Consider the following 16,861-nt stretch of genomic DNA (forward strand, 5'->3'; position numbering starts at 1 on the left):
CACGGCGACCCCCGACGGGGCCTTGCCGTCACGCACCGGGACGACGCCCGGGAGTCCGACGCCTCCGCGCCGGTGGCTGCCGAATCACCCGCACCCCTCGACAACGGCGAGCTGATCGTGGGGGTCCGCGTCGGTCACCGGTCCCGGGTCCGCAACCGGTGGTCCGCCCGGCAGCGACGCTCACACTGCGGCCACCGCGGCCAGGTCCACCCCGGCCCAGCGGGCGCCCACCCCCCGCAGGGTGACCGCGCGGTCCTCGTCCGGTTCGGCGTCCGGCGCCTCCGTCCCGGCTCCACCGGTGGTGCGCTCGATGACCACCTGGAGGTAGTCCTGGGAGAGCTCCTCGACCCTGCCCTCGCCCCACTCGACCACCACCACCGACTCCGGCAGCGACACGTCGAGGTCGAGGTCCTCCATCTCATCGAGGCCACCACCGAGCCGGTAGGCGTCCACGTGGACCAGCGGCGGGCCGCCGACCGTGGAGGGGTGGACCCGGGCGATCACGAACGTGGGGGAGGTGACGGCCCCCCTGACCCCGAGGCCCTCACCGACCCCCCTGGTCAGCGTGGTCTTGCCGGCGCCCAGGGCACCGGTGAGCAGCACCAGGTCCCCGGGGCGCAGCGCGGCGGCGAGGCGGCGGCCCAGCTCCCGCATCCGTTCCGCGGAGTCGATCGTGGCCCTGGCCACCGTCAGCGGCACGGGGGCGTGTGGTGCTTCCCCGTTCTGTGTCTGGCTGATGGGTGCGTCCATGTCCGCGGACTCTACGCGTCGGGCGGCCGGGCTCCCGCGCTCACCGTCGCCGCCAGGGCCCTGATCGGCTCGGGCAGCGCCGCCCCCGCCCGGTCGGCGGCCCGTACCAACAGCCCGGCCAGGTGCGCGTTGACCAGCTCGGGCCGCTCCAGGAGCGCCATGTGCGCCGCGTCCTTGACGGGCACCAGTTCGGCACCCGGGAGCTGAGCGGCGATCGCGGCGCTGTGGTCCAGTGGGGTGATCAGGTCCCGCTCCCCGGCCAGGATCAGCACGGGTATCCCGTCCAGGTGGGCGAGCGCCTCGGTCTTCTCGTGGGCGGCGAACGCCGGGTAGAACTCCGCCACGACGTCGATGGGGGTGGACTCCAGCATGCGCTGGGCGAACCGCACCACGGCGGGGTCCACGTCGCGGCTGCCGAACGAGTACCGCTTGACCAGCGAGGTCAGCACCTCCGATGCGGCGCGGCGGCCCCGTTCCACCAGGTCCACCTGGTTGCCGAGGGCCCGCAGGACCCCGGGGGCGACCCGGTGCAGCGTCCGTGCGCCGGCGGCCGGAAGTCCGAACGTGACCGTGCCGAGACCGCCAGCAGTGGTGCCGAGGAACGCCACCCCGGCCACCCGCTCCCGCACGAACTCGGGGAACTGGTCGGCGAACGCCATGATCGTCATCCCGCCCATGGAGTGCCCCACCAGCACCACCGGCCCCTCGGGAACGGCGGCGTCAAGCACCGCCTTGAGGTCCCGGCCCAGCTCGTCGATGGTGGCGGGGGTGCCGTCGCCCTGGGTCACCCCGCGCTGGGACCGCCCGTGGCTGCGCTGGTCCCAATAGATCGAGCGGACCCGGCCGCGCAGTGCCTGGCGCTGGAAGTGGAACGAGTCCTGGTTGAGCGCGTAGCCGTGGCAGAAGACCGCGGTCAGCGGCGGGCGGGACGGTGCCTGACCGGTGCCCGTGTCCACCCGGGGGTGGCCGAGTCCCAGCGCGCCCAGCACCCGCTGCCCGGGTCCGACCTGAGCGGCCCCGGCCCCGTCGGCCCCGGCCCCGTATGCCTCCGCCGGGTCGGTCTCGTAGGACAGCACCGTGCCGTCCTCGGCCACCACGGTCCCCGGAGTGCCGCGCAGCGAGCCGTAGGGGCCCGCCACGTCCAGGGCGAGCTGCGCCCTGCGGCGGATGGACCTGCCCACGGTCAGCCGCTCCGCCGCGACCCCGGCCACCGCGCCCGCGGCGACCACGCCGACCGCGACGCCCAGGACCCCGGCCTGTTTGCCGGCCTTGGCCCAGCGGCCCCGCACCGCTTCGGACAGCGCCTCTCCCGCGGCTGCCGCCACCCCCGGCCGATCAGCCATCGCCCTCACCGGTGCCGGCGAGCGGGGCCTCAAGGCCGGGGCTCGGGGCGCCGCCGCCCCGCTCGGGCGGTGCGGTGCGGTACACCCGGGGAACCCGGACCCCGATCCGGGTGACGATCTCGTAGGCGATGGTCCCGCAGGCCCGCGCCCAGTCCTCCGCCGTCGGCTCCCCGGCGTCCCCCGGACCGAACAGCACCACCTCGTCCCCGACCTCCGCCGCGTCGCCGCCGAGGTCCACCACGAACTGGTCCATCGCCACCCGCCCGGCGACGGTGCGCCACTTGCCGGCGATCCACACCGGCCCGGTGCCCGAGGCGTGCCGGGGCACGCCGTCCGCGTAGCCGACCGGGACCAGGCCCAGCGTCGTGGACCCGGGCGTGGTGTAGGTGTGCCCGTAGGAGACGCCGTGCCCGGCGGGGACCCGTTTGACGTTCGCCAGCCACGCCCGCAGCGTCATCGCCGGGCGCAGCCCGAACTCGGCGGGCCCACCGAGCTGCGGCACCGGGGACAGGCCGTAGACCGCGAGGCCCGGGCGGACCAGGTCGAAGTGCGCGGCGGGCAGGGTGAGGGTGGCCGGGGAGTTGGCCATGTGCCGCACCTCGGGATCGATCCCCGCGGCGCCGGCCACCGCGAGGGCCTGCCGGAACGCGGTGAGCTGCGCCTCGATGGAGGGGTGCCCGGGCTCGTCGGCGCAGGCGAAGTGCGACCACAGGCCGGTGACCTTCAGCACGCCGGCGGCCTCGGCGGCCCGGGCGTCGGCCACCAGGTCGGGCCAGTCCGCGGGCTGGCAGCCGTTGCGCCCCAGGCCGGTGTCTGCCTTGAGGTGCACCCTGGCCGGCCGCCCCGTCTCCTCGACCGCGGCGACGACCTCGCGCAGCGCCCACCGGCCGCTGACCGAGACGTCCACGTCGGCGCGGATCGCCTCCGCCCAGGGGCCGCCGGGCGTCCACAGCCAGCACAGGATGCGCCCGTCGAGCCCGGCGGCGCGCAGCTCCAACGCCTCGTGCGGGGTCGCGGTGCCCAACCACTCCGCCCCGGCCGCCCGGGCCGCGCGGGCGACCCGCACCGCGCCGTGCCCGTACCCGTCGGCCTTGATCACAGCCATCACGCCGGCCCCGCGGACCCGGTCGCGCAGGGCCCGGACATTGGCCCCGATCGCGGCCAGATCAACGGTCGCCTGGGCTCGCATCGCAGTATCCATCCAGGTCAGTGTCTCAGGCGGACCGATCGGCGGAAAACGGTAATCCGCCCTCACCGGTCCCGCTGGCGCACCGCGAGGGCGTCAGTCACCGCGGGGCGGCTCCTACCGGAAGGCCGCCAGGTTCCGCGCGACCCACGCGCCGAAGGGTCTGGCGGGGCGGTGGAGGACGTCCTCCACGGCGGGGCTGACCTCCTGTTCGGCCGGCCGTGGGACGCCGAGGACGTCCAGGGTGCCGCCGACGACGTCCTCGGGCATGAACTGCGCCATGTGGGCGTGGGCGTCCGCGCGGGACAGCTCCACGAAGGTCACCTCCTCGCCGAGGGCCTGGGAGATCACCGCGGTCTGCCGGCGCGGGCTGATGACCTCCGGGCCGGTCAGTTCGTACGTCCGGCCGGTGTGGTCGTCCCCGCACAGCGCCGCCGCGGCGACCTCGGCGATGTCCGCCGGGTCGATGACGGGCAGGGCCACGTCGCCGAACGGGGCGAGGACCGTGCGCCGGGTGCGGACCGACTCGGCCCAGGCGAGGGCGTTGGAGGCGAAACCGCTGGGGCGCAGGACCGCGAAGTCAAGGCCGGACGCGCGCACGGCGGTTTCGAACTGGCGCAGGCGGGCGTGGGATCGGGCCTCTGGGCGGGTGGAGTTGACCTGCGAGGAGAGCAGGACGACCCGCTTGACCCCGCTGTCCGCGGCCACGCCCAGCAGGGCGTCGGGGCCCTCTCCGCGGATGTTGAGCTCGCCGCCCAGCAGGACGAACAGGGCGTCGGCGCCCTCGAGGGCCGGCCGCATGCTGGCGGAGTCCCCGACGTCGGCCTGGACGTGCCGGACACCCGCGGGATGCCCCACGGGCCGCGGTCGCCTCGAGACGGCCACGGTCTCCTCGCCCGCCTCGGCCAGCAGCCCCACCAGGGTCCGCCCGATGTTGCCCGTCGCACCGGTCACCACGATCACTGCCACTCCCACAAGTTAGTTAGCTCACTGACTAACTCGAAAGGTAGCACAGGTCCCCGCGGGGACCTACCTACAGTTGGTCGGGTGACTGACTCACCGAAGCCCCGGGCGCGGGGGGCCGACAAACGCCGACGGCTGGCCACCGCGGCGGCCCGGGTCCTGCACGAGCAGGGCGTCGAACGCACCACCCTCGGCGACATCGCGCGCGCCGCCGACGTCCCGGTCGGCAACGTCTACTACTACTTCAAGACCAAGGACGAGCTGATCCAGGCCGCGTTGTCCGAGCACAGCGCGCGCCTGGACGAACTCACCCGTCGGCTGGAGGAGTTGCCCGACCCGCGCGACCGCCTGCGGGCCCTGGTCGAGGTCTGGGTCAACCAGCGTGTCGTCGCCGCCCGCTACGGCTGTCCCACCGGCACGCTCGCCGTCGAGCTGGACAAACGCGACGACGGGGCCCTCGACATGGCTGCCGGCGGCGTGATCCGGCAACTGCTGGACTGGACGGGACAGCAGTTCCGCTCCCTGGGCCTGCCCGACCCGGACGACCTCGCCGTCACCCTGGTCTCCGGCTACCAGGGCATGTCGCTGCTGGCCAACGCCCTGCGCGACCCGGACATCATGAGCCGCGAGGGCGCCCGCCTGATCGGCTGGATCGACTCCCTCGCGGCACCCGACCAGGCCCCCGACCGGACTCCCTGACCCCACAGGCGACCAGCGGCGGCGCACACGGGAACGACACGGGGCCCGTCCCGGCAGAACTCCCGGGGCGGGCCCCCGTCAAGAAGGGGGCTCAGCCCTCGGGGAACTCCCCGAGCCGCACCGCGGCCACGAACGACGCCCAGCCGCGCGCGGAGAACACCAACGCCGGCCCCTGCGGGTCCTTGCTGTCACGCACTGGCACCACCCCGTGGAGGCCGTCGGCCACCTCCACGCAGTTGCCGCCCTCCTTGTTGCTGTAGCTGGACCTTCGCCAGACGACGACGCTCGGATCGGGACGGGACACGTTCGACACGGTATTCGTCCTCCAGAACCGCTCGGATGCGGCAGCGGCAAGCTCAGCCCTCAGGGAACTCCCCGAGCCGCACCGCGGCCACGAACGACGCCCAGCCGCGCGCGGAGAACACCAACACCGGCCCCAGCGGGTCCTTGCTGTCACGCACCGGCACCACCCCGTGGAGGCCGTCGGCCACCTCCACGCAGTCGCCGCCCTCCTTGTTGCTGTAGCTGGACCTTCGCCAGACGACGACGCTTCGATCGGGACGGGACACGTTCGACACGGTATTCGTCCTCCAGAACCGCTCGGATGCGGGCGAGCGACGCTCGCGGGGGCAGGGCGAGCACCCTCAGCCGATCGTACGCCCATGTACAGGACATGACATCCTCTAGCTCCTCGAGCAGCCGCCCGTCCTCGGCCCCCTCCCGGTAGCCCACCCTGGAGCCGTCCGGCATGGTCAGCACGGTGAGCGACCCACCGAGCGACGGGTGCTCCCCACTGCGGAACGGCAGCACCTGGAGCGTCACGTGGCCTGCGCCCGCCGAGCGCAACAGGTGCTGGAGCTGGCTCCGCATCACCTCCGCCTCGCCGACGTGCCGCAGCAGCACCGACTCGTCGAGGACCACCTCGTACTCCGGGCGGTCCGGTCCGTCCAGGCGCTGCTGACGGGTCATCCGCGCGGCCACCCGCTCCTCGAGGTGCGCCGGGTCACGGAGGGTGCACCCCACGCCCAGCACGGCCCGCGCGTAGTCCTCGGTCTGGAGCAGGCCGGGCACCTCGTGCGCCAGGTACTGGCGGATGCCGGTGGCCCGGTGCGACAGCTCCATGAACCGCCGGGACCAGTCCGGGAACGCCTCCCGCCACACGTGCGGCAAGAGCTCCACCAGCAGGCCGTCGGCGTCCAGGACCGCGTCGAGGGCGCGGGTGAGCGCCAGGGTGGGCCGGTGCCCCGTGCCGCCCTCGAGCTGGGCGATGCGGGAGCCGACCACGTGGACCCGACGGCCCGTCTCGGCCTGGGTCCACCCGGCACGCAGGCGGAGCCGGCGCAGGTGCGAGCCGAACAACTCCGCCATGGACGCGGTGGGGTCGGTGTCCTTGGCCATGAGCCGCTCCCCTCCGATAACGACGACTCCGTTAACGCCGAACGCGTAACGCCGTCACGCCTGGTGAACATAGCTGCACGGACCGATGCTGATGGCTGGCAACCCGACAGCGCACGGGCCACCGCCCCGGCGCGCGGAGGCCCGACGGCGCGCGGCGCCGGGGCGTGACCCAGGACGAACAGGGAGCACAGCGTGGTGCGGACGACGAACGGGGCCGACGTGCCCCCACCCCCCTTCCGGCTCGGTGACCGGGTCCGCGGCGTGTCGTACGTGCCGCCGGAACGACGGCGGTGGGAGCGGCCGGAGCCCTTCGAGGGCGTCGTGGTGCAGGTCGGCAGCGGGTACGCGGGCGTGGACGCCCGGCACGCGTACCTGTGGACCCGCCTGGCGGACCACACCGAACGGCAGTCCCTGGTCTCCGAGACCGTCCTGGTCGAGCCGGCCGGGGAAGACCCGGCCGACGGCCCCACCGGGGCGGGCGTCCCCGGTCCGGCCCCGGTCAGCCCGGGGTGACCGCGTCCCGCCAGGCCCCGGGGAGGGCCGCCGCCACGTCCATCGCGGTGATCGGCGCACCGGGCACCCCGGTGGCGCGGCGGGCGGCCAGCCCGTGCAGGTACGCCGCGACCGAGCCCGCGTCCCGGGCGGTGAGCCCCGCCGCGAGCAGCGAGCCGGCCAGCCCGGACAGCACGTCCCCGCTGCCGGCGGTGGCCAGCCAGCCCGTGCCGGTGGGGTTCACCCGGACCGGGGCTGGCACGGGGTCGGCCACCAGGGTGGTGGAGCCCTTGAGCAGCACCGTCGCCCGGCGCGCCCGCGCCAGTTCGCGGACGTGGGCGAGCCGGGCGGCCTCCACGGCGGCCCGGTCGGTGCCGAGCAGCGCCGCCGCCTCCCCGGCGTGCGGGGTGAGCAGCAGCTCCGCGGACGGCTCCACAGTGGTGTCCCGGAGCAGGGCCAGGCCGTCGGCGTCCACCAGCACCGGCACCCCGGAGCCGAGCACCTGGGCGATCGCCTCCCTGGCGCCTGAGCCGTCGCCGATCCCGGGGCCGATCACCCACGCCTGCACCCGGCCCGCGTCCGCCGGCGGCCCGGCGTGCACCAGGACCTCGGGGAACCGTCGCACCACCGCGTCGGCGGCGGGCCCGACGTAGCGCACCGCACCGGCCGCGCCGGCCAGCGCACCGGCCACCGCGAGCACCGCCGCCCCCGGGTAGCGGGCCGAGCCGGCCACCACGCCGACCACGCCGCGCCGGTACTTGTCGCTGAGTTCGCCGGGCACCGGCAGCAGCCCGGCCAGGTCGGAATGGTGCAACGCCTCCAGCACCGGCGGCCCCGGGTCGATCCCGATGGGGACCAGCCGGACGGCGCCGGCGTACCGGGCCCCGGGGTCCACCAGCAGCCCGGGCTTGTGGGTGCCGAAGGTGACGGTGACGTCGGCCCGCACCGCCGCGCCGGGAACCTCCCCGGTGTCCGGGTCGATGCCGCTGGGCAGGTCCACGGCGACGGTGAGGCCCGCCGACCGGTCGGCGGCGGCGGCCAGCGGCGCGGCGTCGTCGCGGAGCCCGCCCTTGCCGCCGATGCCCACGATGCCGTCGAGCACCACGTCGGCCCGGTCGATCAGCCGCGTCGCCGCGGCCAGGTCGGTGACGGCCAGCCCACCGGCGGCGCGCAACGCGTCGAGGCCGCCGGGGTGGGCCCGTTCCGGCGCGAGCAACGCCGCGGTGACGCCGGCACCGCGGCGGGCCAGCAGCGCGCCCGCGTACAGCGCGTCACCCCCGTTGTCGCCGCTGCCCACCAGCAGCACCACCCGGCTGCCGTACACCCGCCCGAGGAGCCCGGCGCAGGTCGCCGCGAGCCCCGCCGCCGCCCTGCGCATCAGGGTGCCCTCCGGCAGCCGCCGCATCAGGGCGGCCTCGGCGTCCCGGACGTCGGCGACCGCGTGTGCCCTACGCATGTCCCGGTTCTCCTTCCGCGATGACCACCGCGGTGGCGATCCCCGCGTCGTGGCTGAGCGAGACGTGCCAGTGCCGGACGCCCAGGGCCGCGGCGCGGGCGGCCACGGTGCCGGTGACCACCAGACGGGGGCGGCCGTCGGGGTCACTCGTCACCGTGGCGTCGGTCCAGGACAGGCCGCCCGGCGCGCCCAGGGCCTTGGCCACGGCCTCCTTGGCGGCGAAGCGGGCCGCCAGGGAGGCCGTGCCGCGGGGGGTGCCGTCCCGGCCGAACCGTTCCGGCTCGGTGAACAGCCGTTCCGCGAGCTGCGGGGTCCGCTGCAACGCCCGCGCGAAACGGTCGATCGACGCCACGTCGATGCCGACTCCGATGATCACCTGCTCCCCCGGGGCCGGCTACTCGACGGTGACCGACTTCGCCAGGTTCCGCGGCTGGTCCACCTCGTTGCCCCGGGCGGTGGCCAGCTCGCAGGCGAACACCTGGAGGGGAACGGTGGCCACCAGCGGCTGGAGCAGGGTGGGCGTCTGGGGGATGGAGATCAGGTGGTCGGCGTAGGGCAGGACGGTGGTGTCCCCCTCCTCGGCGATCACGATGGTGCGGGCGCCGCGGGCCCGGATCTCCTGGATGTTGGACACTATCTTGTCGTGCAGGACCGAGCGGCCCCGCGGCGACGGCACCACGACCACCACCGGCAGGTCCTCCTCGATCAGCGCGATCGGGCCGTGCTTGAGCTCGCCCGCCGCGAACCCCTCGGCGTGCATGTAGGCGAGCTCCTTGAGCTTGAGCGCGCCCTCGAGGGCCACCGGGTAGCCCACGTGCCGGCCGAGGAACAGCACGGTGTTCTTGTCCTTCAGGGAGCGGGCGAGCTCCCGCACCGGCTCCATGGTGCCGAGCACCTGCTCGACCTGGCGGCCGATGTCCGACAGCTCGTGGATCACCGTGTCGATCTCGTCGCCCCACTTGGTGCCGCGCACCTGGCCCAGGTACAGCGCCACCAGGTAGCAGGCCACCAACTGGGTGAGGAACGCCTTGGTGGAGGCGACCGCGACCTCGGGACCGGCGTGGGTGTAGAGCACCGCGTCGGACTCGCGGGGGATCGTCGAGCCGTTGGTGTTGCAGATGGCGAGCACCTTGGAGCCCTGCTCGCGGGCGTGCCGCAGGGCCATCAGGGTGTCCATGGTCTCCCCGGACTGGGAGATGGCCACCACCAGCGTCCGCGGGTCCAGGATCGGGTCCCGGTAGCGGAACTCGCTGGCCAGCTCCACCTCACAGGGCACCCTGGTCCAGTGCTCGATGGCGTACTTGGCGATCAGCCCGGAGTGGAACGCGGTGCCGCAGGCCACGATCACTATTTTGTTGATCTCCCGGAGCACCGGCTCGGGGATGCGCACCTCGTCGAGGGTGAGCCGGCCGGAGGCGTCGATCCGCCCCAGCAGCGTGTCGGCGACCGCCTTGGGCTGTTCGGCGATCTCCTTGAGCATGAAGTAGTCGTAGCCGCCCTTCTCGGCGGCCGAGGCGTCCCAGTCCACGTGGTACTCACGGACGTCGGCGGGGTTGCCGTCGAAGTCGGTGACGGTCACCGTGTCCCGGCGCAGCTCCACGACCTGGTCCTGGCCGAGTTCGACGGCCTCCCGGGTGTACGCGATGAACGCGGCCACGTCCGAGGCGAGGAAGTTCTCACCGTCACCGCGGCCCACCACCAGCGGCGAGTTGCGGCGGGCGCCCACGACCACGCCCGGCTCGTCGGCGTGCACCGCGACCAGAGTGAAGGCGCCCTTGAGCCGGTGGCACACCCGGCGCATCGCGTCGGCGAGGCCGGTGTCGGCGTGGAACTCCTCCGCCAGCAGGTGCGCCACCACCTCGGTGTCGGTCTCCGAGACCAGGGTGTGGCCCCGTTCGGCCAGCTCGTCGCGGAGCGCCGCGAAGTTCTCGATGATCCCGTTGTGGATGACGCTGACCCGGCCCGCGTTGTCCAGGTGCGGGTGGGCGTTGGCGTCGTTGGGCACGCCGTGGGTGGCCCACCGGGTGTGTCCCAGGCCCGTTCCCCCGTCCGGCAGCGGCGCCTCGGCCAGTGCCTTCTCCAGGTTGGCGAGCTTGCCCGCCCGCTTCGCCGAGGCGAGCTGGCCGTCGGCGAGCACGGCCACCCCGGCCGAGTCGTACCCCCGGTACTCGAGTCGCCGGAGACCGGCAATGACAATGTCCAGGGCGGACCTGCCGCCCACGTACCCAACGATTCCGCACATGCGGCCCAGCTTAAGGCGGGGACCGGCCGGCCCCGGACCACGGGGCCGTCGCCCGCGGGTCCGTGGCGGCCGTACGGGTCAGGCGCGGGCCCGGTAGGCACGCATCGCCAGGGGGAAGAAGACCGCCGCGAACCCCGCGGCCCACACCAGCGACCACAGCACGGGCGAGGCCACCTCGCCGCCGGTCAGCAGTCCCCGGCAGGCGTCGGACAACTGGGTGGCCGGGTTGATGTCCGACCAGGCCCGCAGCCCGTCCGGCATGGTCTCCGGGCGGACGAACGCGCTGCTGGTGAACGTGATCGGCATGATCAGGGTGAACACGAGGATCTGGACCTTCTCCGGGTCACCGGCCACCATGCCGACCAGCACCGAAAGCCACGACACGGCCAGCGCGAACACGAGGATCAGCAGGGCCGTGCCGAGCACCCCGGCCACCCCCCGGTCGGCCCGGAAGCCGAGCGCGAAGCCCAGCGTCAGCATCAGCGCCAGCGACCAGAGCTGTTTGCCGAGGTCGGCGAGGATACGGCCGAGCAGGGGAGCGAACCTGGCGATCGGCAGGCTGCGCAGCCGGTCGAAGACGCCCTTGGTGAGGTCGGTGTTCAGCCCGATCGCCGTGGACATGGTGGCGAACAGCGCGTTCTGCACGATGATGCCGGGCAGCGCGTACTGCAGGTACCGCTCGGTCGAGCCCTCCATCTGGCCGCCGAAGACGTAGGTGAACAGCAGGACGAACATCACCGGTTGGACGCTCAGGTCCATGAGCTCCATCGGGTTGTGCTTGATCTGCACCAGGTTCCGCCAGGCCATGGTGGCGGTCTGCTGGATCGCGGCCCACGGCCGGGCGTGTCCGCTCCCGGTCGGCCGCTCGGCGGTCAGGCCCACGGCGGTCACGCGGGGACCTCCGTCCTCGCGGCGTGCGCCCGGGCGCCGGGGTGCCCGGGCCCCGGCCCCGGTGGTGCGGCGCCAGGACCCGCGTGTGACGGGTCCGCCTCGGCGCGGTGCCCGGTCAGGGCGAGGAACACCTCGTCCAGGCTGGAGCGGCGCAGCTCGAGCTCGGCCACGGCGACGCCGGCCTCGGCCAGGTGCCGCACCACGGTGGGCAGCAGCCCCGGGTCGCGGACCGGGGCGGTCACCGCCTGGCCGTCCAGCGCGGTGGCCGGGCCCGCGGCCACCGCCACCAGGGCGTGGACGGTGTCCAGGTCGGCCGGGTCCGCCGGGCGCACCCGCAGCACCTGCCCGCCCACCTGGTCCTTGAGCTCGTCGGGGGTGCCGCCGGCGATGACCCGGCCGTGGTCGATGACCACGACGTGGTCGGCGAGCTGGTCCGCCTCCTCCAGGTATTGCGTGGTGAGCAGCACGGTGGTGCCGTCGGAGACCAGGCCCCGCACGATCTCCCAGAGCTCGCCGCGGCTGTGCGGGTCCAGCCCGGTGGTGGGCTCGTCGAGGAACAGCACCTCGGGGCGGCCGACCAGGCTCGCCGCCAGGTCCAGCCGCCGCCGCATCCCGCCGGAGAAGGTCTTGGCCGCCCTGCCCGCGGCGTCGGCGAGCCGGAACCGCTCCAGCAGCTCGGTGGCGCGGTGGCGGGCCGCGGGGCGGGGAACCCCCAGCAGCCGACCGATCATCAGCAGGTTCTCGTACCCGGTGAGCATCTCGTCCACCGCGGCGTACTGCCCGGTCAACCCGATCGAGGCGCGGACCAGGCCGGGTCGGCGCAGCACGTCGTGCCCGGCCACCCGGGCCCGTCCCCCGTCCGGGCGGAGCAGGGTGCACAGGACGCGCACCGTGGTGGTCTTCCCGGCGCCGTTGGGGCCCAGCACCCCCAGCACGGTGCCGGTGCGCGCCGCGAGGTCCACCCCGGCCAGCGCCTGGGTCTGTTTGAAGCGTTTGGTCAGGCCTTCGGCCTCGATCGCGTAGGTCATGGGAAGCCCTTCGTGCGCTGTGCTCGTGGGTTCCACGCTGGACCGCCGCGCTGACAGAACGGGTGCAGGACGCTGACAGCGCTCCCGGGGCGGGCCGTACGGCTGTCAGGGCACCGTCAGCGGCCCCGGACGAGCGGCCAACCGGGCGGCGCACAACCCCCGCGCATCGGGGGCGCACCGGTGTGGTGACATGGGTGCGTGGTCTCCCCCAGTCCCTATGTGGACCTCTCCCGCGCCGAGTGGAGCGCCCTGCGGGACGTCACCCCGCTGCCGCTCACCGCCGACGAGGTCGAACAGCTCCGCGGCCTCGGTGACGTGGTGGACCTCACCGAGGTCATCGAGGTGTACCTGCCGCTGTCACGGCTGCTCAACCTCCACGTCGCCGCCACCCACGGGCTGCGCGGAGCGATCAACACGTTCCTCGCGGGCGCCGAGACCCACCGGCCCCCGCAGTCCGGCACCCCGTTCGTCATCGGGGTGGCCGGCAGCGTCGCGGTGGGCAAGTCCACCGCCGCCCGGCTGCTGCGGGCCCTGCTCGCCCGCTGGCCCGAACACCCCCGGGTGGAGCTGGTCACCACGGACGGCTTCCTGCTGCCCCGGGCGGAACTGGAACGGCGCGGGCTGATGTCCCGCAAGGGCTTCCCCGAGTCCTACGACCGGCGGGCACTGACCCGGTTCGTCGCGGCGGTGAAGGCCGGGCAGGAGGAGGTCGGCGCGCCCGTCTACTCCCACCTCACCTACGACATCGTCCCCGGCGCGGTACAGACCGTGCGCCGCCCGGACATCCTCATCGTCGAGGGCCTCAACGTGCTCCAGCCGGCCCTGCCCGGCAGCGACGGCCTGATGCGGGTGGCCCTCGCCGACTACTTCGACTTCAGCGTGTACGTGGACGCCCGCACCGAGGACGTCGAACGCTGGTACCTCAGCCGGTTCCGGCAACTGCGGCAGACCGCGTTCCAGAACCCCTCCTCGTACTTCCACCGCTACACCAAGGTCAGCGAGGAGGAGGCGCTGGAGTACGGCGCCATGATCTGGCGCACCGTCAACCGACCGAACCTCGAGCGCAACATCCTGCCCACCCGCGGCCGGGCCACCCTGGTGCTGCGCAAGGGCAGCGACCACACCGTCCAACGGCTGAGCCTGCGCAAGCTCTGACCCGCCTATTCTCGGCTCGTGCTCCATCTACGACTGATCGTCCCCACCGACCGCACCGAGAAGATCGTCGCCATGCTGGACCGGGCGGTCGGCACCACCCACCTGACGGTGCTGCCCGGAGCCGCCCGGCGCCCACCCGGCGACGTGGTCACCTGCGACGTCGCCAGGGAGGCCGCCCACGAGGTGCTGACCGCCCTGCGCGAACGCGGCCTCGGCGACGAGGGCGCGATCACCATGGAGGACCTCGACCTGACCCTGTCCCGGTACGCGGAACAGGCGGACCGGGAAGCCCCCGGCGAACCGGCCGACGCCGTGGTGTGGGAGTCCATGACCGAGGCCACCAGCGAGGAGTCCACCCTCTCCGGCACCTTCCTGGCGTTCCTCACCGTCGCGGTGATGCTCGCCGCCTGCGGCGTGGTGGTGGACAGCTCCATCCTGGTGGTCGGCGCCATGGTCGTGGGACCCGAGTTCGGCCCGCTGGCGGGGGTGTCCGTCGCCCTGGTGCAGTGGCGGTTGCGGCTCGCGTTGCGCTCGGTGCTGGCGCTGCTCGTGGGGTTCCCCGTGGCGATGCTCACGACGTTCGCGTTCAGCAGGCTGATGAACGGCATCGACCTGTTCCACCGGTCACAGTTCGAGGGACCGCGCCCGGTCACCTCGTTCATCTTCTCCCCCGACCCGCTGTCGTTCGTGGTGGCGCTGCTCGCCGGGATCGCCGGCGTGCTCTCCCTGACCTCGCAGAAGTCCGGGGCGCTGGTCGGGGTGGCGATCTCCGTCACCACCGTCCCGGCCGCCGCCAACACCGCGGTGGCGCTCTCCTACGACGACCGGGACCAGGCGTTCGGCTCGGCCGAGCAGCTCGGGGTGAACCTGTCCGGCATCCTGCTCGCCGGCACGCTCACCCTGCTGGTCCAGAAGGGGTACTGGCGGTGGAGGCTGCGGCGCACCCCCGGGCTGTGAGCCGGCGGGGGCACGCCGGGCGGGTGCCGCGGGTCAGTTCCCCAACGTCCGCTTCACCACGTCGGCGAGTCCCGCCGCGACCCTCTGCGCCTGGTCGCTGTCCGCCGCCTCCACCATCACCCGGACCAGCGGCTCGGTCCCGGAAGGACGCAGCAGGACCCGACCGGTCTCACCCAACGCCCGCTCGGCCTCGGTCACCGCGGAGGCCAGCTCCGAGGAGCTCGACACCCGGCCGCGGTCCACGTTGGGAACGTTGATCAGCACCTGCGGCAGCCGCTGCATCACCGCGGCCAGCTCCGCCAGCGGACGCCCCGCGGCGGCCACCCTCGCCGCGAGCAGCAGACCGGTCAGCGTCCCGTCGCCGGTCGTGGCGTGGTCCAGCAGGATCACGTGACCCGACTGTTCCCCGCCGAGCGCGTAGTCGCCGGCCTTCATCGCCTCCAGCACGTAGCGGTCACCGACCGCCGTCTGCACCAGCTCGATGCCCTCCCGTTCCAGCGCCAGCTTGAACCCGAGGTTGGACATCACCGTGGCCACCACCGTGTCGCGCCGCAGCACGCCCTGCTCCCGCAGCGCCAGCGCCAGGATCGCCAGGATCTGGTCGCCGTCCACGACCTCGCCGTCCGCGTCCACCGCCAGGCAGCGGTCCGCGTCGCCGTCGTGCGCCACACCGAGGTCGGCACCGTGCTCGACCACCGCGGCGCGCAGCTCGTCCAGGTGGGTGGAGCCGTAGCCGTCGTTGATGTTGAGGCCGTCCGGGTCCCCACCGATGGTCACCACCTCGGCCCCGGCCCGGGCGAACGCCTCCGGGGAGACCCTCGCCGCCGCGCCGTGGGCACCGTCCACGACGACCTTCAGGCCGTCGAGCCGGTTCGGCAGGGCCCCGACCAGGTGCGTCACGTACTGGTCGAAGCCCTCGGTGTAGTCACGGACCCGGCCCACCGCGGCGCCGGTCGGCCGGTCCCAGTCGGCGTCGCCCGCCCCGCCGTAGCGGTCGTAGTGCGCCTCGATCGCGTCCTCCATCTCGTCGGCCAGCTTGTGGCCGCCGCGGGCGAGGAACTTGATCCCGTTGTCCGGCATCGGGTTGTGGCTGGCCGAGAGCATCACGCCCAGGTCCACCCCGAGCGCCGCGGTGAGGTGGGCCACCGCGGGGGTCGGCAGCACCCCCACCCGCAGCACGTCCACCCCGGCGCTGGCCAGCCCGGCGACGACCGCCGCCTCGAGGAACTCCCCGGACGCCCGCGGGTCGCGCCCCACCACCGCCACCGGCCGATGTCCCTCGAACGCACCCGCGTCCGCCAGCACATGCGCCGCGGCGACCGAGAGCCCCAGTGCCAGTTCGGCCGTCAGGTCCTGGTTGGCGAGACCGCGCACACCGTCGGTTCCGAAGAGTCGTCCCATGTGTTCGTTCCTCCGAGGTCCAAGTGGTGAGGTCGTCCCCCGGCGGCACCGCGGGGGCCGGGGCGTGTCATCGAGGGGGCAGTCCTGGCCGCACCCCTCGACGGGCCCTGCGGCCCGGGGGGCACCCGTCGAGGGCGCCGCCCCACGGGTGCACGGCGTCGGTAACGACCGTACCCACCGACCCGGCGAAGGCCAGGACCACGACCCGCCCGGGGAACAGCGGCGCCCCGGAGGCACCACGTGCCTCCGGGGCGTGAAACCCTGCGCGGCCGGCTCCGACACCCTGCCGGCCACCCGCCCGCCGAACGGGCCAACACCGCGACGCCCGGCACCGGGGACGAACCCCGCCGCACCGAACGCCGCGGCCACCCGCCGCGGGCTCCGGGTCAGCGCTTGCTGTACTGGGGAGCCTTACGGGCCTTCTTCAGACCCGCCTTCTTCCGCTCCACGGTGCGGGCGTCCCGCGTCAGGAACCCGGCCTTCTTCAGCGGGCCGCGGTTGTTGTCGGTGTCCGCCTCGTTCAGCGCGCGGGCCACCCCGAGGCGCAGCGCGTACGCCTGGCCGGAGATGCCGCCACCGCTGATCCGGACGAAGACGTCGTACTTGCCGTCCAGCTCGAGGATCTTGAACGGCTCGTTGACGGCCTGCTGGTGCACCTTGTTGGGGAAGTACTCCTCCAGGGTGCGGCCGTTGATCTTCCACTGCCCGGTACCGGGGACGATGCGCACCCGGGCGATGGCCTCCTTGCGGCGGCCCGTCCCGGCACCCGGGATGGCCTCGCCGAAGCGGCCGGCCAGCGACTCGGACGTGTAGTTCTCCTGGACCTCGATGGTCTCCTCGACCTCGAGGGGGGTCTCAGCGGTGGTCTCGGCCACGATGCTCCTCGTTGTTTCTTTCGCT

The 16,861-nt window shown here is 73.9% G+C and carries 18 protein-coding genes; 4 read left to right on the forward strand and 14 right to left on the reverse strand.

What is annotated here, in order from left to right:
- Positions 1-180 precede the first annotated feature (180 nt).
- The 4 genes from tsaE to A3IG_RS0105390 form a co-directional block, all read right to left on the reverse strand.
- Positions 181-750, reverse strand: a complete 570-nt coding sequence (tsaE, locus tag A3IG_RS0105375) for a tRNA (adenosine(37)-N6)-threonylcarbamoyltransferase complex ATPase subunit type 1 TsaE (protein ID WP_018382518.1) — start codon at positions 748-750, stop codon at positions 181-183.
- A gap of 11 nt (positions 751-761) precedes the next feature.
- On the reverse strand, positions 762-2,093 hold the full coding sequence (locus A3IG_RS0105380) for an alpha/beta fold hydrolase (protein WP_040910841.1): 1,332 nt from the start codon (positions 2,091-2,093) through the stop codon (positions 762-764).
- Positions 2,086-3,294, reverse strand: coding sequence for an alanine racemase (gene alr / locus A3IG_RS0105385; RefSeq protein ID WP_078500070.1), 1,209 nt, complete (start codon positions 3,292-3,294; stop codon positions 2,086-2,088). The genes A3IG_RS0105380 and alr overlap by 8 nt, the downstream gene beginning before the upstream one ends.
- A gap of 102 nt (positions 3,295-3,396) precedes the next feature.
- On the reverse strand, positions 3,397-4,242 hold the full coding sequence (locus A3IG_RS0105390; protein ID WP_018382521.1) for an SDR family oxidoreductase: 846 nt from the start codon (positions 4,240-4,242) through the stop codon (positions 3,397-3,399).
- An 84-nt stretch (positions 4,243-4,326) separates the two neighbouring features.
- Here A3IG_RS0105390 and A3IG_RS0105395 point away from each other — a divergent pair, with 84 nt between their 5' ends.
- Positions 4,327-4,941 (forward strand): TetR/AcrR family transcriptional regulator, encoded by a 615-nt coding sequence (locus tag A3IG_RS0105395; protein ID WP_018382522.1) that lies wholly within the window; start codon positions 4,327-4,329, stop codon positions 4,939-4,941.
- A gap of 91 nt (positions 4,942-5,032) precedes the next feature.
- On the opposite strand, the gene A3IG_RS0105400 is transcribed toward A3IG_RS0105395, so the two are convergent.
- Genes A3IG_RS0105400 through A3IG_RS0105410 form a run of 3 tightly spaced genes read right to left on the reverse strand, consistent with a single transcriptional unit; the run spans position 5,033 to position 6,339 of the window.
- Positions 5,033-5,254 carry a DUF397 domain-containing protein gene (locus A3IG_RS0105400; RefSeq protein WP_018382523.1) on the reverse strand — a complete coding sequence of 74 codons (222 nt, stop codon included), beginning with the start codon at positions 5,252-5,254 and terminating at the stop codon, positions 5,033-5,035.
- A 43-nt stretch (positions 5,255-5,297) separates the two neighbouring features.
- Entirely contained in the window at positions 5,298-5,438 is a 141-nt protein-coding gene (locus A3IG_RS34995) for a DUF397 domain-containing protein (RefSeq protein ID WP_018382524.1), read from the reverse strand.
- The gene (locus A3IG_RS0105410; RefSeq protein WP_018382525.1) at positions 5,395-6,339 is read right to left on the reverse strand and encodes a helix-turn-helix domain-containing protein; all 945 of its coding nucleotides are present in this window, start codon (positions 6,337-6,339) and stop codon (positions 5,395-5,397) included. Before A3IG_RS0105410 ends, A3IG_RS34995 begins: the two co-directional genes overlap by 44 nt.
- Positions 6,340-6,531: 192 nt before the next feature.
- Here A3IG_RS0105410 and A3IG_RS0105415 point away from each other — a divergent pair, with 192 nt between their 5' ends.
- Positions 6,532-6,852, forward strand: coding sequence for a hypothetical protein (locus tag A3IG_RS0105415; RefSeq protein WP_018382526.1), 321 nt, complete (start codon positions 6,532-6,534; stop codon positions 6,850-6,852).
- Here the strand turns inward: A3IG_RS0105415 and A3IG_RS0105420 are convergent.
- From A3IG_RS0105420 to A3IG_RS0105440, 5 genes are all read right to left on the reverse strand, one after another.
- A complete protein-coding gene (locus A3IG_RS0105420) occupies positions 6,839-8,287 on the reverse strand; it encodes a bifunctional ADP-dependent NAD(P)H-hydrate dehydratase/NAD(P)H-hydrate epimerase (RefSeq protein WP_018382527.1) in 1,449 nt (482 codons plus the stop codon). The two genes, A3IG_RS0105415 and A3IG_RS0105420, sit on opposite strands and share 14 nt — an antisense overlap.
- Positions 8,280-8,663: a holo-ACP synthase gene (locus tag A3IG_RS0105425; RefSeq protein WP_018382528.1), complete on the reverse strand. Its 384-nt coding sequence runs from the start codon at positions 8,661-8,663 to the stop codon at positions 8,280-8,282. Before A3IG_RS0105425 ends, A3IG_RS0105420 begins: the two co-directional genes overlap by 8 nt.
- Before the next feature lie 18 nt (positions 8,664-8,681).
- Positions 8,682-10,529: a glutamine--fructose-6-phosphate transaminase (isomerizing) gene (gene glmS / locus A3IG_RS0105430; protein ID WP_026219919.1), complete on the reverse strand. Its 1,848-nt coding sequence runs from the start codon at positions 10,527-10,529 to the stop codon at positions 8,682-8,684.
- A gap of 78 nt (positions 10,530-10,607) precedes the next feature.
- The gene (locus tag A3IG_RS0105435; RefSeq protein WP_018382530.1) at positions 10,608-11,420 is read right to left on the reverse strand and encodes an ABC transporter permease; all 813 of its coding nucleotides are present in this window, start codon (positions 11,418-11,420) and stop codon (positions 10,608-10,610) included.
- On the reverse strand, positions 11,417-12,448 hold the full coding sequence (locus tag A3IG_RS0105440) for an ATP-binding cassette domain-containing protein (RefSeq protein WP_018382531.1): 1,032 nt from the start codon (positions 12,446-12,448) through the stop codon (positions 11,417-11,419). Before A3IG_RS0105440 ends, A3IG_RS0105435 begins: the two co-directional genes overlap by 4 nt.
- Before the next feature lie 198 nt (positions 12,449-12,646).
- Here A3IG_RS0105440 and coaA point away from each other — a divergent pair, with 198 nt between their 5' ends.
- Positions 12,647-13,603 (forward strand): type I pantothenate kinase, encoded by a 957-nt coding sequence (coaA, locus tag A3IG_RS0105445; RefSeq protein ID WP_026219920.1) that lies wholly within the window; start codon positions 12,647-12,649, stop codon positions 13,601-13,603.
- A gap of 18 nt (positions 13,604-13,621) precedes the next feature.
- The gene (locus tag A3IG_RS0105450) at positions 13,622-14,560 is read left to right on the forward strand and encodes a DUF389 domain-containing protein (protein ID WP_018382533.1); all 939 of its coding nucleotides are present in this window, start codon (positions 13,622-13,624) and stop codon (positions 14,558-14,560) included.
- Positions 14,561-14,593: 33 nt separating this feature from the next.
- Here the strand turns inward: A3IG_RS0105450 and glmM are convergent, their stop codons facing one another.
- Entirely contained in the window at positions 14,594-15,961 is a 1,368-nt protein-coding gene (glmM, locus tag A3IG_RS0105455; RefSeq protein ID WP_018382534.1) for a phosphoglucosamine mutase, read from the reverse strand.
- A 386-nt stretch (positions 15,962-16,347) separates the two neighbouring features.
- Positions 16,348-16,836: a 30S ribosomal protein S9 gene (gene rpsI / locus A3IG_RS0105460; RefSeq protein WP_018382535.1), complete on the reverse strand. Its 489-nt coding sequence runs from the start codon at positions 16,834-16,836 to the stop codon at positions 16,348-16,350.
- Between the last annotated feature and the right edge of the window lie 25 nt (positions 16,837-16,861).

Origin of the sequence: Wenjunlia vitaminophila DSM 41686, assembly GCF_000380165.1 — a bacterium.
Taxonomy (GTDB): Bacteria; Actinomycetota; Actinomycetes; order Streptomycetales; family Streptomycetaceae; genus Wenjunlia; species Wenjunlia vitaminophila.